The following is a 21538-nucleotide window of genomic DNA, read 5'->3' on the forward strand; positions in this document are numbered from 1 at the left end:
GATAGCTGGAGACCCACCGGCGCAGCAGACTGACGTCGATACCGAAACGCTGGGCTACTTTTCGGAAGCCATCGCTACCATCTAGGTAGGCTGAGATGGCTGTGAGTTTGAACTGCTCTGTGTATTTGCCCATCGGTCCCCCCAAGGGTTGGATTTTTTGTCCAACTTCTTGGGGGCAGTCCATTTGTTTCGGGCCAGTCCCTTCTGGGAAGTCACCGCTGCCCGCCTTGTTGGTTCCATTTGATATCGAGGGTTACGCAACTGCGGTTCCTCGATTTGCAGCCATGCACCAAGGCTGTAACCCACCTGACACAGAAGTAATTGGCCCGAAACAGATGTGGGAGCGGGCTTGCCCCGCGAAGCGCCGCGCGGGCGGCGCTCGATATCCGCAACACCACAAAAACCAAGGCAGGCACTTGGTCGCCTCAACGCGGCCTTCTGTCAATCAAGGCAACAAGACAGTCGACCCCACAGTCCGCCGCGCCGACAACTCCGCCTGCGCCTTGGCCGCCTCACCCAACGGATACCGTTGCTGGATATCCACAACCACCTTGCCACTCGCGATCACCGCAAACAGGTCATCGGCCATGGCCTGGGTGTTCTCGGCATTGTTGGCATAACTGGCCAAGGTCGGCCGGGTGACATACAGCGAACCCTTCTGCGCCAGGATCCCCAGGTTCACCCCGCTCACCGCGCCGGAGGCATTGCCAAAGCTCACCATCAACCCGCGCGGTTGCAGGCAATCGAGCGAGGTCAGCCAGGTGTCGGCACCCACACCGTCATACACCACCGGGCATTTCTTGCCGTCGGTCAGCTCCAGCACCCGCTTGGCCACGTCTTCACGGCTGTAGTCGATGGTTGCCCATGCCCCCAGCGCCTTGGCCCGCTCGGCTTTCTCGACAGAGCTGACGGTACCGATCAGCTTGGCCCCGAGCGCGTTGGCCCACTGGCAAGCCAGGGAACCCACGCCACCCGCAGCGGCATGGAACAGGATCACGTCGCCCGGCTGCACGGCATAGGTCTGCTTGAGCAAGTATTGCACGGTCAGCCCCTTGAGCATCACCGCCGCCGCCTGCTCGAAACTGATGTTGTCCGGCAGCTTGACCAGGTTGGCCTCCGGCAGCGTATGCACCTCGCTGTAGGCACCCAGCGGCCCGCCGCCATAGGCTACGCGGTCACCCACTTTCAGGCGGGTAACGCCCTCGCCCACCGTCTCGACCACGCCTGCACCCTCGGTGCCCAGGCCTGACGGCAGTGCAGGCGGCGCGTACAGGCCATTGCGGAAATAGGTATCGATGAAGTTCAGGCCGATCGCATGGTTACGCACGCGGACCTGCTGTGGCCCGGGCGGGGCGGGTTCGAACTCTACAAGCTGCAGAACTTCCGGGCCGCCATGCTGGCTGAACTGGATACGCTTGGCCATCTCGCACTCCTGTTGTCGGGATTGGTAACAGCCCTCTATCGGACGCCTTTGCTTGATCGCCGTCAACTGCGGCGCGTCGGCCGCCGGTGGTATGCTACGCGGCGAATTCTTCTCTGCCCGCTCCAGGTGACCCGATGACCAGCCGCACCGAGGCCGTGAAAGCCTACCTGCTCGACCTGCAAGACCGCATCTGCTCCGCCCTCGAAACCGAGGACGGCGGCGCCCGCTTCGTCGAGGATGCCTGGACGCGCGAAGCCGGTGGCGGGGGCCGTACGCGGGTGATCGGTGACGGCAAGTTGATCGAAAAAGGCGGGGTCAACTTCTCTCACGTGTTCGGTACCGGCCTGCCGCCTTCGGCCAGTGCCCACCGCCCGGAACTGGCTGGCCGTGGCTTCGAGGCCCTGGGCGTGTCGCTGGTGATCCACCCGCACAACCCGCACGTGCCCACCTCTCACGCCAATGTGCGGTTCTTCATCGCCGAAAAAGAGGATGAAGAGGCCGTGTGGTGGTTCGGCGGCGGCTTCGACCTGACCCCGTACTATGGCAATGAAGAAGACTGCATCCACTGGCACCGCGTGGCCGAGCAGGCCTGTGCGCCGTTTGGCGCCGACGTTTATCCGCGCTACAAAGCCTGGTGCGACCGCTATTTCCACCTCAAGCACCGTGGCGAACCGCGTGGCATCGGCGGGCTGTTCTTCGATGACCTGAACGAGTGGGACTTCGACACCTGCTTTGCGTTCATCCGCGCCATCGGCGACGCCTACGTCGAGGCCTACCTGCCGATCGTCCAGCGCCGCAAGGACACGCCCTACACCGCCGAGCAGCGTGAGTTCCAGGAGTACCGCCGCGGCCGCTACGTGGAGTTCAACCTGGTCTATGACCGGGGCACCTTGTTCGGCCTGCAATCGGGTGGGCGTACCGAGTCGATCCTCATGTCGCTGCCACCGCAGGTACGCTGGGGCTACGACTGGAAGGCCGCGCCCGGTAGCGAAGAAGCGCGCCTGACCGAGTACTACCTGCAAGATCGCGACTGGCTCGCCCAGTAAGCCTGTGGATAACCGAGGAACCCACCATGGACCAGTACGTCGTTTTCGGTAACCCCATCGGCCACAGCAAGTCGCCGCTGATTCACCGCCTGTTCGCCGAACAGACCGGCCAGGACCTGGAGTACGCCACCCTGTTGGCGCCGCTGGACGAGTTCAGCGATTGTGCCTACGGCTTCTTCAAACAAGGCAGAGGCGGCAACGTCACCGTGCCGTTCAAGGAAGAAGCCTACCGCCTGTGCGACAGCCTGACCCCACGTGCCCAGCGGGCGGGGGCGGTGAATACCCTGAGCAAGCTGGCTGACGGCACGCTGCAGGGTGACAACACCGACGGTGCCGGCCTGGTACGCGACCTGACGGTGAATGCCGGCGTGCAGCTGGCGGGCAAGCGGATTCTCATCCTTGGCGCGGGTGGCGCGGTGCGTGGCGTGCTGGAGCCGATCCTGGCGCACGGCCCCGAGTCGCTGGTGATTGCCAACCGCACGGTGGAAAAGGCCGAGCTGCTGGCCCACGAGTTCGATGAGCTCGGGCCGGTGGTGGCCAGTGGGTTTGCCTGGCTGCAGGAACCGGTGGACGTGATCATCAACGCCACCTCGGCAAGCCTGGCGGGCGAGATGCCGCCGATTGCCGCAAGCCTGGTCGAGGCGGGGCGTACGGTTTGCTATGACATGATGTATGGCAAGGAGCCTACGCCGTTTTGCCAATGGGCCACCGACTTGGGGGCGGCCAAGGTGCTGGACGGGCTGGGGATGCTGGCTGAACAGGCGGCGGAAGCGTTCTTTATCTGGCGTGGCGTGAGGCCGGATACGGCGCCGGTGTTGGCTGAACTGCGCCGGCAGCTTGCTCGGGGTTGACGCCTTCGGGGCCGCTTCGCGGCCCATCGCAGGCAAGCCAGCGCCTACAAGTACAGCGCCGACCTCGGGCCTTGTGATATTCCTGTATGAGCTGGCTTGCCTGCGATGGGCTGCAAAGCAGCCCCAAGATCTCAACCCAACCTCACTCTTCAAACCTGATCGGACACAACTTCACCCCTTCCAGCTTCTGCAATTCCTCGACCACCTGCGGCCGCGCCCGCTGCAAGGTCAAACTGCCCCCCGCTCGCCGCAACCGCCTCGCCTCCCTGTGCAACATATCCACACCCGAATAATCGATAAAATTCACCTGCCGTGCATCGATCACCACATGCGGCCCCTGGCAGCGTTGCAGGCGCACCTGCAGGTAATGCGCCGCGCCGAAGAAGATCGACCCGCCCACCCGCAGCACATCGGCCTGCCCTTCCCGGCTCTGCTGCACCCGTGGCCGTGAAGTGCGCTTGAGGTAGAAGAACAGCGAAGCCAGCACCCCGGCGTAGATCGCCGTCTGCAGTTCCAGCAGCAAGGTCGCGGCGGCGGTCAGGGCCATGACCAGGAATTCCGAGCGGCTGACCCGGAACAGCGCGCGAATACCCCGGTGATCCACCAACCCCCAACAGATCAGCAGAATGCTGCCCGCCATGGCCGGGATCGGCAGATGGGCGATCAGCCCCGCGCCTGCGACGGCAAACACCGCGACCCACAGCGCCGAGAACACCCCCGCCATAGGCGACCTGGCACCTGCGTCGTAGCTCAGGCCCGAGCGGGTGAAAGAGCCTGACGAAAGGTAGCCGGAGAACCACGCACCGACGATGTTCGACAGGCCTTGGGCGCGGATCTCCTGGTCGGCGTCGATCAGCTGTTCGGAGCGCGAAGATAGCGACCTGGCGATCGACAGGCTGGTGACCAGGCCGAGCATACCCACGGCCACTGCGGTCGGCAGCAGCCGCAGCATCAGCTCAAGGTCCAGCAACGGCAGCGGGCTCAAGGGCGGTAACTGGCCGGTGAAGGCCGGCACCCTCGGCACGTGGCCAAAGAAGCCAGGCAGCAACCAGGCCAGCAGGCTGACCAGGATCAGGCTGATCAACAAGCTTGGCCAGCGCGGCCGCCAGAGCTTGAAGCCCACGCCGATGAGCACCGTGGCCAGGCCCAGCATCAGCGATGGCAGGTCAACCTCACCGGCGTGGCTGGCCAGGTCCTGGACTGTTTTCAAGGCCGTGGCCTGGCTGGGCAGGTCCATGCCCAGCAGGTTGGGTAACTGCCCGAGGGCGATGACGATGGCGGCGCCCAAGGTGAAGCCGAGCACCACCGAGTGGGAGACGAAATTGACCAGCGCGCCGAACCGTAGCAGGCCGAGCAAAAGCTGGAAGATGCCAGCAATGAAGGTCAGCAGCAGAACCAGCGTGACGTAGTCGGCACTGCCGGGCACCGCCAAGGGGCTGACACTGGCATACAGGACAATGGAAATGGCGGCAGTCGGGCCGCAGATCAGGTGCCAGGAAGAGCCCCACAGGCAGGCGATGAGCACCGGGACGATGGCGGCGAACAGGCCGTATTCGGCAGGCAGGCCGGCAATCAGGGCGTAGGCGATGGATTGTGGCAAGGCAAGGATGGCACCGCTCAGGCCCACCAGCAGGTCCTGACGCAGACTGCGGCCCGATTGGCGGGGCAGCCAGGTGAGGAAGGGCAGCAGGCGGTGAAGACGGTGCATGACTTATTCAAATCCCCGGGTTGTACCCGCCCTGTCGGAGCGGGTGAGTGTGGTTGTCTGAATTACAATTTGGCTTTGACGGCCTCTTTCGCATCGCCACCGGCCTTGCTGGTTACCCCGGCCAGCCACGCTTCCAGAACCTCGGGATGCGCTTTGACCCACGCCTTGGAAGCCTCATCGAAGCTGACTTTCTTATCCACAGCTTCGGCCATGATGCTGTTTTCCATGTCCAGGGTAAATCTCAGGTTACCCAGCAGCTTCGCGGTATTCGGGCACGCCTGTGCATAACCTTTGCGAGTCAGGGTATAGACCTCGCCTTTGCTGCCAAACCACTGCTCGCCGCCCGTGAGGTAGTGCATCTTCAGCTTCACGTTCATCGGGTGCGGTGTCCAGCCGAGGAAGGTGATGAACTGCTGTTTCTTCACGGCGCGGTCCACCTGCGCGAGCATCGCCTGTTCACTCGACTCCACCAGCTTCCACTGGCCGAGGTTGAACGCATTCTTGTCGATGATCTCCTTGAGCGACAGGTTAGCCGGGGCTCCCGAGCCGATTCCGTAGAGCTTCTTGTCGAACTGTTCGGCATGCGCTTGCAGGTCGGCGAAATTCTTCACCCCGGCATTCCACACATAGTCGGGCACCGCGAGGGTGAACTCGGTACCTTCGAGGTTGCGGGCCAGCTGCTGCACATCACCGGTGGCGACGAACTTGTCATGAAACCCCTGGTGCGCCGGCATCCAGTTGCCAAGGAAGGCATCGACTCGCCCATCCTTGAGGCCACCGTAGATGATCGGCACGGCCAGGCTGTCGATCTTCACCTGGTAGCCGAGGCTTTCCAGCAGCAGGCGGGTGATGGCGTTGGTGGTGGCGATGTCGCTCCAGCCGGGGTCGGCCAGCTTCACGGTGTTGCATTGCGCGTCTTCGGCGTGCGTCGAGGCAGCGCCCAGGCTCAAGGCCAGGGCGAGCACGGCGGTAGAGAACTTTTGCATGGCGGACTCTCTTCTCAATCCCTAGGTGCGGGCTGTGGATAACGGGCCTTGCGCTCGAGGTCGTCGAGATCGATGTGGTTGCGCATGTACTGTTGGCTGGCGTCCACCAGCGGTTGGTGGTCCCAGCTCTTCAGCTTGCCGATGGCCAGGGCCTCGGCCACTAGGCGGCGGCGGCGCTGGCTGGCCAGCACCTGCTGGCGCAGGGTGGGGATGTCCCAACGTTGCCGGGCTTCATCGACAAATGCCTGCAGCAGCACCTGATGGTCCGGGCTGCCGGTGAGGTTCTCCCGCTCGTACGGGTCGCGGCTCAGGTCATAGAGTAGCCATGGGTCGTCTTCGCTGTACACGAACTTGTACGGGCCGCGGCGGATCATCATCAGCGGGCCGACCGTGCCCTCGGCCATGTATTCACCGATCACTTCGTCGTGGCCGCCCTGCCCTTTCAGGTGGCCAAGCAGCGAGCGTCCGTCCAGGTGCAGCGAGTTGTCCACAGTACCGCCGGCCAGTTCGACCAAGGTGGGCAGCAGGTCGCAGGTCGAGACCGAGGCGCTTACCCGTGCCGCTGCAAAGCGTTTGGGCGCGTGAATAAGCAGTGGCACCCGCGCCGACATTTCGAACCAGTGCATCTTGTACCAGAGGCCGCGTTCGCCAAGCATGTCGCCGTGGTCGCCGGAGAACACGATCAACGTGTCCTCTGCCAGGCCGCATTGCTCAAGGGTTTGCAGCAATTGGCCAATGTTGTCGTCGATGTAGCTGCAGGCGCCGAAGTAGGCACGCCGGGCATCGCGGATCTTGTCCACAGGCAGCGGCTTGTCCCACAGGTCGTAGACCTTGAGCAGGCGTTGCGAATGCGGGTCCTGCTCGTGCTGGGCGAACTCGGCGCGGGGCATGGGGATATCCACACCCTCGTAGCGGTCCCAGTAGCGCTTGGGGATGGTGTAGGGGTCGTGGGGGTGGGTCATGGACACGGTCAGGCAGAACGGCCGGCCATCGTTTTCGCGCACATGGTCGTAGAGGTACTGGCGGGCCTTGAACACCACCTCTTCGTCGAAATCCAGTTGGTTGGTGCGCACGCAGGGGCCGGCCTGCAGTACTGAAGACATGTTGTGGTACCAGCTCGGGCGCTCGTCGGGTGCATCCCAGTTCACCGTCCAGCCGTAGTCGGCCGGGTAGATATCGCTGGTCAGCCGTTCTTCATAGCCATGCAACTGGTCCGGGCCGCAGAAGTGCATCTTGCCGGACAACGCGGTGCGGTAGCCCAGACGACGCAGGTAGTGGGCGTAGGTTGGCACATCGGCAGGGAAGTCGGCGGCGTTGTCGTAGGCGCCGATGCGGCTGGGCAACTGGCCGCTGACCAGGGTGAAGCGCGAGGGTGCGCACAGCGGGCTGTTGCAGTAGGCCGAGTCGAACACCACCGCCTGCGCGGCGAGGCGGGCGAGGTGTGGCATCTGGAGGGGCGAAGGGGCGTAGATCGGCAGCAGGGGCGCGGCCATCTGGTCGGCCATGATGAACAGGATATTCGGGCGCGTCATGGTTGGCTTCCATCGTTGAAGGTTATGCGAACCGCTTGCCTATCAAGATGCGACTGTGGATAACATGGGTAAAGCCCATGGCGGGCAATGACTGGGATTAGCTGAGCTTATGTTTGAGCGCCTTGCCGAGCTGTCGCTCGATACCCTGCGCGTGTTCGAGGCTGCGGCACGCTTGCGTGGTTTTACTGCCGCCGCGCTGGAGCTGGGCACCACGCAGCCGGCGGTGAGCCAGCAGGTGAAGCGCCTGGAGGCTCAGCTGGGTACCCGGCTGTTCGACCGGATCTACCGGGGTATCGCGCTGACCGATGCCGGCCAGGTGCTGTTCGAGCAGGTGCACCAAGGGCTGCAGGCCATGGACGACGGCCTTGCCCTGGCCAGTGGCCGGGGCCAGCGTGAGGTGCTGCAAGTGGCCACCGACTTTGCCTTCGCTGCGTTCTGGCTGATGCCCAGGCTGCAACGTTTTCACGAGGCTTATCCACAGGTGGATGTCAGCTTGGTGACGGGTGAGCGCAGCCAGGCGATGTTGCGGCCGGACATTGATGTGGCCGTGCTGTTTGGCGATGGGCGTTTTCATCAGGGCGAGAGCCGGTGGTTGTTCGATGAAGAGGTATTTCCGGTCTGCAGCCCCCGGCTGACTCATGGCAAACCCTTGTCAGCCGTGGCTTTGCAGCGTTTGCCCTTGCTTCACCTGCGCGGCGAACAAGCCAGCCGCTGGTTCGACTGGGCGGGGGTGTTTCGTGGGTTTGGCGTGGACAGCCCGCCACCGCCGGGGCAGCTGCGTTTCGATAACTACACCCTGTTGATCCAGGCGGCGATTGCCGGCCAAGGGGTGGCGATTGGCTGGGGGCACCTGGTCGATGGGCTGGTGGAGCAGGGCCTGCTGTGTCGGCCACTGGAGGGCAGTTTGCGTTCGGCGCGGGGGTATTACGTGGTGTTGCCGCCACGCAAGCGGCGCGGGGCGTTGATCGAGCGGTTTGTGGGTTGGCTGGAAGATGAGCGCAATGCTTGAGGGGCTCTTCGCGGGGCAAGCCCGCTCCCACAGATACTGCACACCAATCTCCGTGGGAGCGGGCTTGACCCGCGAAGAGGCCTCAGGATACGAAGTTCAAATGCTCGCCCCGATGCAAATCCAGGTCGAGCATATCCACCATCCCCGCCGCAACGTTCTCCAAATCTGCCAACTGCTGCGGCGCATTGATCAGCGTCCAGTGCAGCGCACTGCGCTGTAGCGCATCGACCACATGGTCCACACCCTCGCGCTGTTCATCGGTGTAATGGCCTGGCCTGTCCAGCACATCGAAATCGCCCACCAGCAACAGCCGGCGTATAGTCGTACGCGCAAGCCCAGCGATCAGCGCCTCGCTCATCCGCCATTGCGCGGGCAGGTCAGCGGGTGCCAGCGCTGACACCAGCGCAACCACCGCCGAGCCCCCCGCAGCGCCCTGCTCTGCCTGGTCGGCATCGCCCAGCCCGCCTATCTTGAAATGCAGGCCAGGGCGTGGCGCATGGCGGTTGAGGTCGTCGACCACGGCGGTAACCTCATGCTGGCGCGCCAGCAGCTCGGCGATCAGCGCACTGCCAAGGCTAGACTCGGCCCCGAACAGCACCAGCTTGAACACGGGGGTTTCGGCATTTTTCACTGCATCACCTCCTTTGCGGTGGTGATGGTTGGACCGCAATCAGGAGTTATCGTGCAGAGGATCAAGGGCTATCACGCCCACGTGTACTACGACGCATCGACCATCGAGCACGCGCGGGCATTGTGCGAAGAGGCGGCGCGGCTGTTCCCCGTGACCATGGGGCGCATGCACCAGCAACCGGTGGGGCCGCACCCGGACTGGAGCTGCCAGTTGGCGTTCGGGCCGGAGGTGGTGGGGGTGGTGTTGCCGTGGCTGGCGTTGTATCGCAAGGGGTTGGTGGTGTTTCTGCACCCGCTGACCGGGGATGAGCTGGCCGATCACCGTGATCATGCGATCTGGATGGGGGCTGTGCGGCCTTTGAAGCTGTCGATTTTTGGCGGGTAGATGGGGGCCGCCATGCGGCCCATTCGCGGGGCGAGCCCGCTCCCACAGGTCGAGTGCTTTCTGACAGATTGCAGTGAACCTGTGGGAGCGGGCTTGCCCCGCAAAGAAGGCAACGCCAATCAGCGTCGAGCGCCGCGCACACCTTCAGCCAGCGCCGAGCACAAGCTCAATACATCGTTAACAGCCTGATCCGCATCTTTGGCCTGGGCGATCTTGTCGACCAGTGCCGAGCCCACCACCACACCATCGGCCAGGCGCGCAATCGCCGCCGCCTGCTCTGGCGTGCGAATGCCAAACCCTACGCTGATCGGCAGGGCGGTATGCCGACGCAGGCGGGCAATCGCCTCGCTCACGTGCTGGGTTGTCGCAGACCCTGCACCGGTTACACCCGCCACCGACACGTAATAGACAAACCCGGAGCTGCGCTCCAGCACACGCGGCAGGCGCGCGTCGTCGGTGGTCGGTGTGGTCAGGCGGATGAAGTCGATGCCCGAAGCCTGGGCCGGGGTCGCTAGCTCGGCGTCGTGCTCAGGCGGTAGGTCGACGATGATCAGGCCATCGACGCCCGCATCCTTGGCCTCGGCCACGAACTTTTCCACGCCAAAGCGGTGGATCGGGTTGTAGTAACCCATCAGTACGATCGGCGTAGCCTGGTTGCCCACGCGGAATTCGCGAACCATCTGCAGGGTCTTGGCCAAGGTCTGGCCGGCTTCCAGCGCACGCAGGGTGGCCAGCTGGATGGCGACGCCATCGGCCATCGGGTCGGTGAACGGCATGCCCAGTTCGATCACGTCGGCGCCAGCCGCAGGCAGGCCCTTGAGAATCTGCAGCGAGGCGTCGTAGCCGGGGTCACCCGCAGTTACGAAGGTGACCAGTGCCGCACGGCCTTCGGCCGCAAGTTCGGCGAAGCGTTGTTCAAGACGGCTCATGCCTGTTTCTCCTGGGCGGCCATGTGGTTCATCACGGTTTGCATGTCTTTGTCGCCGCGCCCGGACAGGCACACGACCATCAAGTGGTCCTTGGGCAGGTTCGGCGCGCGCTTGATCGCCTCGGCCAATGCGTGGGCGCTTTCCAGGGCCGGGATGATGCCTTCCAGGCGGCAGGTGGCGTGGAACGCATCCAAGGCTTCGTCGTCGGTGATGCTGACGTACTCGACGCGCTTCACTTCGTGCAGGTAGGCGTGCTCGGGGCCGATACCTGGGTAGTCCAGGCCAGCGGAAATCGAGTGGGCGTCGGTGATCTGGCCGTCAGCGTCTTGCAGCAGGTAGGTGCGGTTGCCGTGCAGGACACCCGGTACGCCACCGTTCAGGCTGGCAGCGTGCTTGTCGGTATGCACGCCGTGGCCGCCGGCTTCGACGCCGATGATCTGCACGCTTGGTTCTTCAAGGAATGCGTGGAACAGGCCCATGGCGTTGGAGCCGCCGCCGACGCAGGCGACCAGGCTGTCGGGCAGGCGCCCTTCCTTCTCTTGCAGCTGGACGCGGGTTTCCTTGCCGATGATCGACTGGAAGTCGCGGACCATGGCTGGGTACGGGTGCGGGCCGGCCACGGTGCCGATCAGGTAGAAGGTGTCTTCGACGTTGGTGACCCAGTCGCGCAGGGCTTCGTTCATGGCGTCTTTGAGGGTGCCGGTGCCAGCGGTGACCGGGACGATTTCGGCGCCCAGCAAGCGCATGCGGAACACGTTCGCCTGCTGGCGCTCGATGTCGGTGGCACCCATGTAGATCACGCAAGGCAGGCCGAAACGGGCTGCAACGGTGGCGGTGGCCACGCCGTGCATGCCGGCGCCGGTTTCGGCGATCAGGCGTTTTTTGCCCATGCGCTTGGCCAGCAGCACCTGGCCGATGCAGTTGTTCACCTTGTGCGCGCCGGTGTGGTTGAGCTCTTCACGCTTGAAGAAGATTTTTGCGCCGCCGCAGTGCTCGGTCAGGCGCTCGGCGAAGTACAGCGGGTTCGGGCGGCCGATATAGTCACGCTGGAAGTAGGCCAGCTCTTCGAGAAACGCGGGGTCCGCCTTGGCCGCTTCGTATTCGCGGGCCAGGTCCAGCACCAGCGGCATCAGGGTTTCTGCCACGTAGCGGCCGCCGAACGAGCCGAACAGGCCGTTGGCGTCTGGGCCAGGGCGGTATTGAGTCTGGGTCATGGGGCGCTCCAAGGCGTACTGAATGAGTGATGGGCTTTACTCTAACCACGCAACGCCCGTCTGAAAACCGATAAGATTGCGCAAACCTGTCAGGAAAACTCACAAGACAATGGCCCAGGACCTTCCCCCTCTCAATGCCCTTCGGGCCTTTGAGGCCGCTGCCCGGCTGAACAGTGTCAGCCAGGCTGCCGAGGCGCTGCACGTGACGCACGGGGCAGTCAGCCGGCAGATCAAGGTACTCGAAGAACACTTGGGCGTTGCCCTGTTCGTCAAGGATGGGCGTGGCATCAAACTCACAGATGCCGGCGTGCGCCTGCGCGATGCCAGTGGTGAGGCGTTCGATAGGTTGCGGGGGGTGTGTGCCGAGCTGAGCCGGGATAACCGCGAGGCACCATTCGTGCTCGGGTGCTCCGGCAGCCTGCTGGCGCGTTGGTTTATCCCTCGGCTCGGGCGGCTCAAAGCCGACTTGCCCGAGCTGCGCCTGCACCTCTCCGCCGGGGAAGGCGACCTGGACCCCAGGCGCCCGGGGCTGGATGCCTTGCTGGTGTTTGCCGAACCGCCGTGGCCGGCGGACATGCAAGTACACGTGCTGGCCGAAGAGCGCATCGGGCCTGTGCTAAGCCCGCACTTTACCGGGTTCGAACGCTTGCGCGGGGCAGCGCCCGACGCCTTGCTGGGCGAGGCGTTGCTGCATACCACGTCTCGTCCGCAGGCTTGGCCGGCCTGGGCCGGGCAGCACGGGCTGGATGCGGGGGCCTTGCAGTTCGGCCAGGCATTCGAACACCTGTACTACCTGCTGGAGGCCGCAGTGGCCGGGCTGGGTGTGGCGATCGCGCCGCAACAGCTGGTGGCGGACGATTTACGTGCTGGAAGGTTGGCGGCACCTTGGGGTTTCTCACCCACGCGTGCCGCGCTGGCGCTGTGGGTGCCCCGACGCGCCGCAGATGGGCGCGCCGAGCAACTGGCGCAATGGCTGCGCCAGGAACTGCAGCTGCAAATCGCTTAGTTGCGCTTGTACAGCAGCCAGGCCGCCAGCAGGCCCAGTGCCCCAACGGCTACCCCGGCGGTGGTGATGGGGTGCTCCTGGGCATAGTCACGGGTGGCGATGCCGGTCTGGCGGGTGCGGGTCTTCACTTCCTCGTAGGCGTCGCTCAGCAGGCTGCGCGAATGTTTGAGAGCGCTTTCGGCATTGCTGCGGATGGCCTTTACCGACTTCTGGGACTCCTCCGATGCATCGTGCTTGAGGTTTTCCAGCGACTTCAGAAGGCTTTCGATCTCGGCTTCCATGCTTTCCAGGGATGTTTTACGCAGCGAGTTGCGATGCATGTTGAATCTCCTTCGGGGGTGGGCTGTAAGGATTGCGACTGCGCAGGGCTGCGAAAGTGCGATCGAACTTTTGCCCAAGGCGACGGCTCGCAGGTAAACCAGGCCTGCGCTGCTAGGCTCAAGCAGACTGTCATCCAAGGAGAGTGCACATGTCCGATCATCACACGTACAAGAAGATCGAACTGGTAGGGTCGTCGCCCACCAGCATCGAGGACGCGATCAACAATGCCCTGGCCGAAGCGGCCAAGAGCATCAAGCACCTGGAGTGGTTCGAAGTGATCGATACCCGGGGCCACCTGCGTGACAACAAGGTCGAGCATTTTCAGGTCACGCTCAAAGTCGGCTTCCGTATTGCCAACAGCTGAAACAGTGCCGGGGTAGCTGGCGCTGGCAAGATGGGGTAATACAGAGGGGGCGCCTTAGCCGGCGCCCCCTTTGATTTTCATCTGTACAAGGAAAGCGAACGATGAAGAAAATGATTCTGGCGGCAGGCCTTATGGCGTTGGCGGGTGGTGCGCTGGCGGCGGGCAAGCCGTGTGAAGAGCTCAAGGCAGAGATTGCCGCCAAGCTGGATGCCAAGGGCGTAAATGGCTACACGCTGGAGATCGTCAAGAAAGGCGAGCCGGCGGGCAAGGTAGTTGGCAGCTGTGAAGCTGGCACCAAGGAAATTGTCTACCGGCGTGGTTGAGTGACGGCCTCTTCGCGGGGTTGCCCGCGAAGAGGGTTACTCGGCCTTCAAAGCCTGCGCCAGCAGCTCATAGGACCTGACCCGGTCCGCATGCTCATACAGGTCACAGGTAAAGATCAGTTCATCCGCCCCGGTCTGCTCCAGCAGCACCTCCACCTTGGCCCGTACCTTCTGCGGGCTGCCAATCATCGCCAGGCCCAGGAAGCTCATCACCGCGTCGCGTTCGTGAGGTAGCCACAGCCCCTCCATGCTCTCAACGGGCGGGCGCTGCATCAGGCTCTGCCCGCGAATCAGGGCAAGGATGCGTTGGTACACCGAAGTAGCCAGGTATTCGGCCTTTTCGTCGGTTTCGGCCACCACCATCGGAATGCCGAGCATCACATAGGGTTTGTCGAGCGTGGTGGAGGGCTTGAAGTGGTTGCGGTAGACGCGGATCGCCTCGTGCATGAAGCGCGGCGCGAAATGCGAGGCGAACGCGTAGGGCATGCCGCGCATGCCGGCCAGTTGGGCGCTGAACAGGCTTGAGCCGAGCAGCCACATCGGCACCTCGGTGTCATGCCCAGGCACGGCGATCACTTTTTGATCATCGGTGCGCGGGCCGAGGTAGCGTGACAGTTCCTCGACATCGTCGGGGAAGTCGTCCGCGCTGCCGGAGCGCTCGCGGCGCAGGGCGCGGGCGGTCATCTGGTCGGAGCCGGGGGCGCGGCCCAGGCCCAGGTCGATACGGCCGGGGTAGAGGCTGGCCAAGGTGCCGAACTGCTCGGCGATCACCAGCGGTGCGTGGTTGGGCAGCATCACACCGCCGGAGCCAACGCGGATGCTCGAGGTGCCACCCGCCAGGTAGCCGAGCAGCACGGAAGTCGCGGAACTGGCAATGCCATCCATGTTGTGATGCTCGGCGACCCAGAAGCGGTTGTAGCCGAAGCGTTCTACGTGCTGGGCCAGGTCCAGCGAGTTATGCAGCGACTGAGCCGGCCCGCCGTCGGCGCGCACAGGCACCAGGTCGAGGGTTGAAATTTTCAGGTCACGCAGCTGCGTCATCGGAGCCTCCTTGAACGTGGTTGGCCAGAGGCCTTTTAAACTCTGTATGGGCACATTCGGTGGATTCAATGCTTACGGTCAGATTGATCTGAACTTGCCGTGGGCGGCCGGCCTCTGAACCCATAAGCATGTCACCCCAAGATATGTAAATGCAGCGACCAGGAGGCATCATGAAAAAGACAGCATCGGCGATCTGGCAAGGTGGCCTGAAGGATGGCAAGGGCCTGCTTTCTACTGAAAGCGGCGCGCTCAAGCAGAACCCCTACGGCTTCAACACCCGTTTTGAAGGCTCACCTGGGACCAACCCGGAAGAACTGATCGGCGCAGCCCATGCCGGCTGCTTCTCGATGGCGCTGTCGATGATGCTCGGCGAGGCGGGCCTGACCCCAGAGCGCATCGATACCATTGCCGAGGTGACCCTGGACAAGCAGCCCGATGGTTTCGCCATCACCGCCGTGCACCTGATTCTGAAGGCCAAGGTGCCTGGGGCCAGCGAGGCGCAGTTCCTCGAGATTGCCAACAAGGCCAAGGCCGGGTGCCCGGTATCGAAGGTGCTCAATGCCACCATCAGCCTGGATGCCTCACTGGTGGGCTAGGCGGCGCAACGGGGGCGGTTTGCTGTAGTCTAAACAGCAACGGCAGCACGACTGCCCTTTCAGGAGCCATTCCATGATCCGCGTAGCAATCGCCGTGCTGGCCTCGCTGCTCGCCACGTCCGCCCTGGCGGCAGTGAAGCCGTGCGAAGAATTGAAAACCGAGATCGAGGCCAAGATCCAGGCACAGGGCGTGACGTCCTACACCCTGGAGATCGTGCCCAACAGCGAGGTCAAGGACCAGAACATGGTCGTGGGCAGCTGCGAGGGTGGTACCAAGAAGATCATCTATCAGAAGAATGATCGCTAGGGTTTAATTTGGTTGGGGGCGCAAAGCGCCCCCAACTGTCACGGAATACAAAACACGTTACTTGGCTCGTTAACCACCACCGTGCGGCTGGCGTCGTACAGCAGCACCTGCGGCTCCATCACCGGCGCGCGGGCCTCGAGGCGATAGCGCTCGCCCGCTTTGAAATTGTCATAGCGCACGGTCAGGTAGCAGGTACGGTCCCTTGGCTGGGACATCATGCCGCCGCCATAAATCTCATAATCGAAACGCACCACCAGTTCATGCTTGCCAGGCGTTACCTGAAAGTAGCGGCCATCCTCCAGGCGCTTGCCGTCAAGGCGATCAGCCATGATGACTCTGCCGGGGGTGATGGTAGAAAGCTCGACCCAGGCCTGCTTGGGGTCGACGGGCGGCAAGGGGCTGGCGCAAGCCCCCAGTGCACTGAGGGCGATCAGCATCATGGGCTGGCGCATGGCAAAACTCCCACTTGCGATATACACGTTACAAGCATAGCGCCGATTGCGCGGCTCAGGTGCGTTGACAGCCTGCGGGCAAGCCTTGGCCAAGCAGTTTTTGCTGGTGGTCGTAGAGTTTGACCCAAGGCCGGAAGCCAATGCTGCCCGCCTGCAACTGGTAGCGCTGCCCGGCGCTGAAGTCCTTGAAGGTCAGGTTGAGCTGGCAATCGCGCCACAGCGGCTCGTTTACCGGGCCTATATTGCTCGGGGTGACCGGAAACTGGTAGCGCACCGTCAATTCGTGGCTGCCGGGGGCGACCTCGAAGTAGCGCGTGTCGGCCCAGTCGCGTTCGTCTACCTGCACCGCATGCAGTGACGTTTCGTCCAGGGGTGTGAGGTCGACCCACGCCTGGTTCGGATCGGGGTCCGGCAGGGTCGAGCAAGCGGACAACAGCATGAGTGTGCTGGCGGCAAACAATGGACGCATGGCGAAACTCCCCCCTGGCGAGATAGTCTTGGAGCGAATTGGCCGTGAGCGAGTCAGACAGTCCCAGATGCTTCGACTATTTCTTTTTCAGCGCTCAGGCCCTGGGCCACTCGACCGCGTTTTCACCCGCTTTGTTCCCCTGCTGGTGGCTGTTCTGCTGAACGGTTGTAGCAGTGTTGGCTATTACGGGCAGTTGGCGCAGGGCCAATGGCAGCTGTTGCGCGCGCGCCAGCCGGTGGAACAGGTAATGGCAGATCCGGCCAGCAGCCCGCAACTGCGGGCGCGCTTGCAACATGCCGAACAGGCCCGAGTGTTCGCCAGCCAGCAGCTGAAACTGCCGGACAACCGCAGCTACCGGGTTTACGCCGACCTTGGCCGCCCTTATGTGGTGTGGAACGTGTTTGCCACGCCGGAGTTGTCGTTGCAGCCGGTGACGCATTGTTTCCCGATCGCGGGCTGCGTGGCCTACCGTGGTTACTACCGCCAAGGTGCGGCGCGTGGCGCGGCGGCGTTGATGCGCCAGGCAGGCATGGATGTGTATGTGGGCGGTGTCGAGGCTTACTCGACTCTGGGCTGGTTCGACGACCCACTGTTGTCTTCGATGGCCGGCTGGGGGGACGAACGGCTGGCCTCGCTGATCTTCCACGAGTTGGCCCATCAGCGCTTCTATGTGCAGGACGACACGGCGTTCAACGAGTCGTTTGCCACCTTCGTCGAGCAGGAAGGCGCGCGGCAATGGCGCGCGGCACGCGGGCTTGCAGCGATAGAGGATGATCAGGCCGGGCAGCGTGACCAGTTCATTCGGCTGGTGCTGGCCAGCCGCGAACGGCTTCAGGGGATCTACGCCGGCCCCTTGGATGATGCGCACAAGCGGGCGGCGAAGCAGGCCGAGTTCGAGCGGTTGCGGCGCGAGTACCGGCAGGTGCGTGATGGCCAGTGGGGTGGGGACACGCGTTATGACGCTTGGATGTATGGGCCGATGAACAATGCCAAGCTGCTGCCGTTTGGGCTGTATGACCAGTGGGTGCCGGCGTTTGCGGCGCTGTTCCGGAAGGTTGACGGGGATTGGGCGCGGTTTTATCAGCGGGTCGAGGCGCTGGGGCGGCTGTCGGGTGAGGCGCGCAAAGCCGCGTTGGAGCGGCTTGTCGTTAGCCAATGAGATTTTCGGGCCGCTGCGCGGCCCCATTCCATTTCAGGCCTTGATGAAGGCCTGATGCATCTCGGCCAGGGTGGCGAAATGGAAGGCTGGCGTCTCGGCCTTCAACTCTTCCTCGCTACCAAACCCGTACCCCACCGCCACCGCCTGCAGCCCATTGCTGCGGGCGCCGATCAGGTCATGCTTGCGATCGCCGATCATCAGCGTCTGCGCCGGGTCCAGCCCTTCTTCGTCCAGCAAGTGGCGAATCAGCTCGACCTTGTTGGTGCGGGTGCCATCCAGCTCGCTGCCATAAATCACCTTGAAGTGGTGATCGAAGGCGAAATGCCGGGCGATCTCGCGGGCGAACTCCCAAGGCTTGGACGTTGCCACATACAGCGTGCGCCCCTGGCCAGTGAGGGCTTCGAGCAACGCCGGCACCCCTTCGAACACCTGGTTTTCATAAAGGCCGGTGACGCGGAAGCGCTCGCGATAGAAATTCACCGCCTCCCACGCCTTGGCTTCGTCAAAGCTGTAAAACTGCATGAACGCCTGCAGCAAGGGCGGGCCGATGAAGTGTTCGAGGCGGGTCAGGTCCGGCTCGTCGATACCCAGTTTGGCCAACGCATACTGGATGGAGCGGGTGATGCCCAGCCGTGGGTCGGTCAGGGTGCCGTCGAGGTCGAAGAGGATGTTCTGCTGGTGCATGTAAGCGGTTCCACTCAAGTCATTCGGGTTGGTCGTAGCCTTCGGCCAAGTGCTGGTCCTTGAGCTTGACGTAGTTGCCGGCGCTGTAGGGGAAGAACGCGCGCTCCTTGTCGGTCAGCGGCCGGGCCTGTTTCACCGGGCTGCCAACATACAGGAAGCCGCTGAGCAGGCGCTTGCCGGGCGGTACCAGGCTGCCGGCGCCGATGATCACCTCGTCCTCGACGATGGCGCCATCCATGATTGTGCTGCCCATGCCGACCAGGATGCGATTGCCCAGGGTACAGCCGTGCAGCATCACCTTGTGGCCGATGGTCACCTCATCACCGATGATCAGCGGGAAGCCGTCGGGGTTGAAAGGGCCGGCATGGGTGATGTGCAGCACGCTACCGTCCTGCACGCTGGTGCGGGCGCCGATGCGGATGCGGTGCATGTCGCCGCGTACTACAGTCAAAGGCCAGACCGAGCTGTCTTCACCAATCTCTACATCGCCCAGCACTACCGCCGAGCGGTCGATGAAGGCCCGTGGTCCAACTTTCGGAGTGTGTTGCTGGAAGCTTCGGATGGCCATGATAGGGTCTCTCATCTGTGCCGATAGGCAGGCTGCCTGCTGCGGTCGGCGTCGATTGTAATTAAGATGGTCCAGTGTTTCTTCTGCCAAGGTATCCAAACCGTGAGTGCGAACAACCCGCTTCTGCAGCCCTACGATCTGCCGCCCTTCTCGGCGATCCGTGCCGAACACGTGCTGCCGGCCATCGAAGAGATCCTGGCCGACAACCGCAAAGCCATTGCCGAGATTCTCGAACAGCAAGGCAAGACCCCTTCCTGGGCAGGCCTGGTGCTGGCCATGGACGAACTCAATGACCGCCTGGGCGCTGCCTGGAGCCCGGTCAGCCACCTCAATGCCGTGTGCAACAGCAAGGAACTGCGCGAGGCCTACGAGTCTTGCCTGCCGGCGCTGAGTGCCTACTCTACCGAACTGGGCCAGAACCGTGCGCTGTTCGACGCCTACCAGGCCCTGGCCAACAGCCCGGAGGCGGCTGGCTTCGATGTGGCGCAAAAGACCATCCTCGAACATGCCCTGCGTGATTTCCGCCTTTCGGGCATCGACCTGCCTGCCGACAAGCAGCAGCGCTACGCCGAAGTGCAGAGCAAGCTCAGCGAACTGGGCAGCCGCTTCTCCAACCAGCTGCTCGATGCCACCCAGGCCTGGACCAAGCACGTCACCGACGAAGCCGCGCTGGACGGCTTGACTGACTCGGCCAAGGCGCAGATGGCCGCCGCCGCCCAGGCAAAAGCGCTCGACGGCTGGCTGATCACCCTGGAGTTCCCCAGCTACTACGCGGTGATGACCTACGCCACCGATCGCGCCCTGCGCGAAGAGCTGTATGCCGCCTACTGCACCCGCGCTTCGGACCAAGGCCCCAATGCCGGCCAGTTCGACAATGGCCCGGTGATGCAGGAAATCCTCGACCTGCGCCAAGAGCTGGCCACACTGCTGGGCTACCCGAACTACGCCGAGTTGAGCCTGGCCACCAAGATGGCCGAGTCCAGCGACCAGGTGCTGAGCTTCCTGCGTGACCTGGCCAAGCGTTCCAAGCCGTTCGCTGCCCAGGACCTGGAGCAGCTCAAGGCCTATGCCGCCGAGCAGGGCTGCCCGCAACTGGCCAGCTGGGATGCCGGTTACTTCGGCGAGAAGCTGCGCGAGCAACGCTACAGCGTGTCGCAGGAAGCCCTGCGTGCCTACTTCCCGATCGACAAGGTGTTGTCTGGCCTGTTCAGCATCGTCCAGCGCCTATATGGCATCGAAATCGCCGAACTCAAAGGCTTCGACAGCTGGCACCCGGACGTGCGCCTGTTCGAAATCAAGGAAAACGGCCAGCACGTCGGCCGTTTCTTCTTCGACCTCTATGCCCGCGCCAACAAGCGTGGCGGCGCCTGGATGGACGGTGCGCGCGACCGTCGCCGTACCGTCGATGGCGTGCTGCAGAGCCCGGTGGCCAACCTGGTGTGCAACTTCAACCCGGCCGCGCCAGGCAAGCCTGCGCTGTTGACCCACGATGAAGTCACCACCCTGTTTCACGAGTTCGGCCACGGCCTGCACCACCTGCTGACCCGCATCGAACACGCGGGTGTGTCTGGCATCAACGGCGTAGCCTGGGATGCAGTCGAGCTGCCGAGCCAGTTCATGGAAAACTGGTGCTGGGAGCCGGAAGGCCTGGCGCTGATCTCCGGCCATTACGAAAGCGGCGCTGCCCTGCCCCAGGACCTGCTGGACAAGATGCTGGCCGCCAAGAACTTCCAGTCCGGCATGATGATGGTGCGCCAGCTGGAGTTCTCGCTGTTCGACTTCGAGCTGCACGCCACCCATGGCGATGGCCGCAGCGTGCTGCAGGTGCTCGAAGGCGTGCGCGACGAGGTGACGGTCATGCGCCCACCGGCGTACAACCGCTTCCCCAACAGCTTCGCGCACATCTTCGCGGGCGGTTACGCGGCGGGCTACTACAGCTACAAATGGGCCGAGGTATTGTCGGCTGACGCCTTCTCCCGCTTCGAAGAAGAAGGCGTGCTCAATGCCGACACTGGCCGTGCCTTCCGCGAGGCGATCCTGGCCCGAGGCGGATCGCGTGAGCCTATGGTGCTGTTCGTCGACTTCCGTGGCCGTGAACCTTCCATCGATGCATTGCTGCGCCATTGCGGGCTGAGCGAGGACGCAGCGGCATGAGTGAGGTAGCTGTGAACAAGACCAAGAAACGCTTCATCGCCGGGGCCGTGTGCCCGGCGTGCAGCGAGCCGGACAAGTTGATGATGTGGAACGAGGACGGTGTACCGCACCGTGAGTGCGTGGCCTGTGGTTTCACCGATACCTTGAATGAACAAGGCCTGTCGGTACCGTCGGAGCTCGGTACCCGGGTCAACCACCTGGCGCCCAAGGCGGCGCCGGCCAAGGTGCAGACGGTGCAGTTCTTCCCCAACCCCAAATTGAAGAAACCGTCTGAGTGAAGCCGTCTTGCCACCCGGGCCTTGGCCTGGGTGGCAGGTTCCAGCTCGACCCTGGGTGTTAGATAGTCAGGCCAGCGCCTGCCCGCTGGTGGCGCATGCTCGC

26 protein-coding genes are annotated in these 21538 nt (G+C 63.4%); 12 read left to right on the forward strand and 14 right to left on the reverse strand.

Features of this window, described 5'->3' with window-relative positions:
- Together CKW22_RS25405 and CKW22_RS25410 are read right to left on the reverse strand one after the other, a co-directional pair.
- Window positions 1-133 (reverse strand): transposase (locus CKW22_RS25405; protein WP_160015258.1); only part of this gene is annotated, 133 nt, incomplete at its 3' end.
- A gap of 312 nt (window positions 134-445) precedes the next feature.
- Entirely contained in the window at window positions 446-1423 is a 978-nt protein-coding gene (locus CKW22_RS25410) for an NADPH:quinone reductase (protein WP_095065473.1), read from the reverse strand.
- 134 nt (window positions 1424-1557) lie between these two features.
- Here CKW22_RS25410 and hemF point away from each other — a divergent pair, with 134 nt between their 5' ends.
- Both hemF and aroE read left to right on the forward strand, forming a co-directional pair.
- A complete protein-coding gene (gene hemF, locus CKW22_RS25415) occupies window positions 1558-2469 on the forward strand; it encodes an oxygen-dependent coproporphyrinogen oxidase (RefSeq protein WP_095065475.1) in 912 nt (303 codons plus the stop codon).
- A gap of 26 nt (window positions 2470-2495) precedes the next feature.
- Complete coding sequence (gene aroE / locus CKW22_RS25420; RefSeq protein ID WP_033702468.1) at window positions 2496-3320, forward strand: shikimate dehydrogenase; 825 nt, start codon at window positions 2496-2498, stop codon at window positions 3318-3320.
- A gap of 142 nt (window positions 3321-3462) precedes the next feature.
- On the opposite strand, the gene CKW22_RS25425 is transcribed toward aroE, so the two are convergent.
- The 3 genes from CKW22_RS25425 to betC form a co-directional block, all read right to left on the reverse strand.
- Complete coding sequence (locus CKW22_RS25425; RefSeq protein ID WP_033702469.1) at window positions 3463-5028, reverse strand: SulP family inorganic anion transporter; 1566 nt, start codon at window positions 5026-5028, stop codon at window positions 3463-3465.
- 62 nt (window positions 5029-5090) lie between these two features.
- A complete protein-coding gene (gene choX / locus CKW22_RS25430) occupies window positions 5091-6014 on the reverse strand; it encodes a choline ABC transporter substrate-binding protein (RefSeq protein ID WP_047582452.1) in 924 nt (307 codons plus the stop codon).
- 14 nt (window positions 6015-6028) lie between these two features.
- Window positions 6029-7546, reverse strand: coding sequence for a choline-sulfatase (betC, locus tag CKW22_RS25435; protein ID WP_095065477.1), 1518 nt, complete (start codon window positions 7544-7546; stop codon window positions 6029-6031).
- Window positions 7547-7655: 109 nt separating this feature from the next.
- On the opposite strand from betC, the gene CKW22_RS25440 reads away from it, so the two are divergent.
- Complete coding sequence (locus tag CKW22_RS25440; RefSeq protein ID WP_033702472.1) at window positions 7656-8555, forward strand: LysR family transcriptional regulator; 900 nt, start codon at window positions 7656-7658, stop codon at window positions 8553-8555.
- A gap of 82 nt (window positions 8556-8637) precedes the next feature.
- Here the strand turns inward: CKW22_RS25440 and CKW22_RS25445 are convergent, their stop codons facing one another.
- The gene (locus tag CKW22_RS25445) at window positions 8638-9186 is read right to left on the reverse strand and encodes an NAD(P)-dependent oxidoreductase (RefSeq protein ID WP_095065479.1); all 549 of its coding nucleotides are present in this window, start codon (window positions 9184-9186) and stop codon (window positions 8638-8640) included.
- 51 nt (window positions 9187-9237) lie between these two features.
- Between CKW22_RS25445 and CKW22_RS25450 the strand changes: the two genes are divergently transcribed.
- A complete protein-coding gene (locus CKW22_RS25450) occupies window positions 9238-9570 on the forward strand; it encodes a DOPA 4,5-dioxygenase family protein (RefSeq protein ID WP_033702474.1) in 333 nt (110 codons plus the stop codon).
- A 119-nt stretch (window positions 9571-9689) separates the two neighbouring features.
- Here the strand turns inward: CKW22_RS25450 and trpA are convergent, their stop codons facing one another.
- Window positions 9690-10499 carry a tryptophan synthase subunit alpha gene (gene trpA, locus CKW22_RS25455; protein WP_033702475.1) on the reverse strand — a complete coding sequence of 270 codons (810 nt, stop codon included), beginning with the start codon at window positions 10497-10499 and terminating at the stop codon, window positions 9690-9692.
- Window positions 10496-11713 (reverse strand): tryptophan synthase subunit beta, encoded by a 1218-nt coding sequence (gene trpB / locus CKW22_RS25460; RefSeq protein WP_033702476.1) that lies wholly within the window; start codon window positions 11711-11713, stop codon window positions 10496-10498. The genes trpA and trpB overlap by 4 nt, the downstream gene beginning before the upstream one ends.
- A 109-nt stretch (window positions 11714-11822) precedes the next feature.
- Here trpB and CKW22_RS25465 point away from each other — a divergent pair, with 109 nt between their 5' ends.
- Window positions 11823-12719: a LysR family transcriptional regulator gene (locus CKW22_RS25465; RefSeq protein ID WP_095065481.1), complete on the forward strand. Its 897-nt coding sequence runs from the start codon at window positions 11823-11825 to the stop codon at window positions 12717-12719.
- Here the strand turns inward: CKW22_RS25465 and CKW22_RS25470 are convergent.
- A complete protein-coding gene (locus tag CKW22_RS25470; RefSeq protein WP_027592031.1) occupies window positions 12716-13039 on the reverse strand; it encodes a YqjD family protein in 324 nt (107 codons plus the stop codon). The genes CKW22_RS25465 and CKW22_RS25470 overlap by 4 nt on opposite strands.
- 149 nt (window positions 13040-13188) lie before the next feature.
- Between CKW22_RS25470 and CKW22_RS25475 the strand changes: the two genes are divergently transcribed.
- Both CKW22_RS25475 and CKW22_RS25480 read left to right on the forward strand, forming a co-directional pair.
- Window positions 13189-13404: a dodecin gene (locus CKW22_RS25475; RefSeq protein WP_033702479.1), complete on the forward strand. Its 216-nt coding sequence runs from the start codon at window positions 13189-13191 to the stop codon at window positions 13402-13404.
- A 101-nt stretch (window positions 13405-13505) separates the two neighbouring features.
- A complete protein-coding gene (locus CKW22_RS25480) occupies window positions 13506-13727 on the forward strand; it encodes a DUF1161 domain-containing protein (RefSeq protein WP_033702480.1) in 222 nt (73 codons plus the stop codon).
- Between the two features lie 36 nt (window positions 13728-13763).
- Here CKW22_RS25480 and CKW22_RS25485 read toward each other — a convergent pair whose 3' ends face one another.
- Window positions 13764-14768: an LLM class flavin-dependent oxidoreductase gene (locus CKW22_RS25485; protein ID WP_033702481.1), complete on the reverse strand. Its 1005-nt coding sequence runs from the start codon at window positions 14766-14768 to the stop codon at window positions 13764-13766.
- Between the two features lie 170 nt (window positions 14769-14938).
- Here CKW22_RS25485 and CKW22_RS25490 point away from each other — a divergent pair, with 170 nt between their 5' ends.
- Both CKW22_RS25490 and CKW22_RS25495 read left to right on the forward strand, forming a co-directional pair.
- Window positions 14939-15364, forward strand: coding sequence for an OsmC family protein (locus CKW22_RS25490; protein WP_033702482.1), 426 nt, complete (start codon window positions 14939-14941; stop codon window positions 15362-15364).
- A 73-nt stretch (window positions 15365-15437) separates the two neighbouring features.
- A complete protein-coding gene (locus CKW22_RS25495) occupies window positions 15438-15671 on the forward strand; it encodes a DUF1161 domain-containing protein (protein WP_033702483.1) in 234 nt (77 codons plus the stop codon).
- Window positions 15672-15709: 38 nt separating this feature from the next.
- Here CKW22_RS25495 and CKW22_RS25500 read toward each other — a convergent pair whose 3' ends face one another.
- A complete protein-coding gene (locus CKW22_RS25500; protein WP_033702484.1) occupies window positions 15710-16123 on the reverse strand; it encodes a hypothetical protein in 414 nt (137 codons plus the stop codon).
- A 55-nt stretch (window positions 16124-16178) separates the two neighbouring features.
- On the reverse strand, window positions 16179-16592 hold the full coding sequence (locus CKW22_RS25505) for a hypothetical protein (RefSeq protein ID WP_033702485.1): 414 nt from the start codon (window positions 16590-16592) through the stop codon (window positions 16179-16181).
- Window positions 16593-16659: 67 nt separating this feature from the next.
- Here CKW22_RS25505 and CKW22_RS25510 point away from each other — a divergent pair, with 67 nt between their 5' ends.
- Window positions 16660-17751, forward strand: a complete 1092-nt coding sequence (locus CKW22_RS25510) for an aminopeptidase (RefSeq protein ID WP_095065483.1) — start codon at window positions 16660-16662, stop codon at window positions 17749-17751.
- Between the two features lie 33 nt (window positions 17752-17784).
- Here the strand turns inward: CKW22_RS25510 and CKW22_RS25515 are convergent, their stop codons facing one another.
- Together CKW22_RS25515 and CKW22_RS25520 are read right to left on the reverse strand one after the other, a co-directional pair.
- On the reverse strand, window positions 17785-18435 hold the full coding sequence (locus CKW22_RS25515) for an HAD family hydrolase (RefSeq protein ID WP_033702488.1): 651 nt from the start codon (window positions 18433-18435) through the stop codon (window positions 17785-17787).
- Window positions 18436-18454: 19 nt separating this feature from the next.
- Entirely contained in the window at window positions 18455-19003 is a 549-nt protein-coding gene (locus tag CKW22_RS25520; RefSeq protein WP_033702489.1) for a gamma carbonic anhydrase family protein, read from the reverse strand.
- Between the two features lie 66 nt (window positions 19004-19069).
- Between CKW22_RS25520 and prlC the strand changes: the two genes are divergently transcribed.
- Window positions 19070-21157, forward strand: a complete 2088-nt coding sequence (gene prlC, locus CKW22_RS25525; protein WP_047582441.1) for an oligopeptidase A — start codon at window positions 19070-19072, stop codon at window positions 21155-21157.
- Window positions 21154-21435, forward strand: a complete 282-nt coding sequence (locus CKW22_RS25530) for a YheV family putative zinc ribbon protein (protein ID WP_033702491.1) — start codon at window positions 21154-21156, stop codon at window positions 21433-21435. Before prlC ends, CKW22_RS25530 begins: the two co-directional genes overlap by 4 nt.
- Window positions 21436-21538 lie beyond the last annotated feature (103 nt).

Source organism: Pseudomonas sp. Irchel s3f19 (genome assembly GCF_900187555.1).
Classification (GTDB): domain Bacteria; phylum Pseudomonadota; class Gammaproteobacteria; order Pseudomonadales; family Pseudomonadaceae; genus Aquipseudomonas; species Aquipseudomonas capeferrum.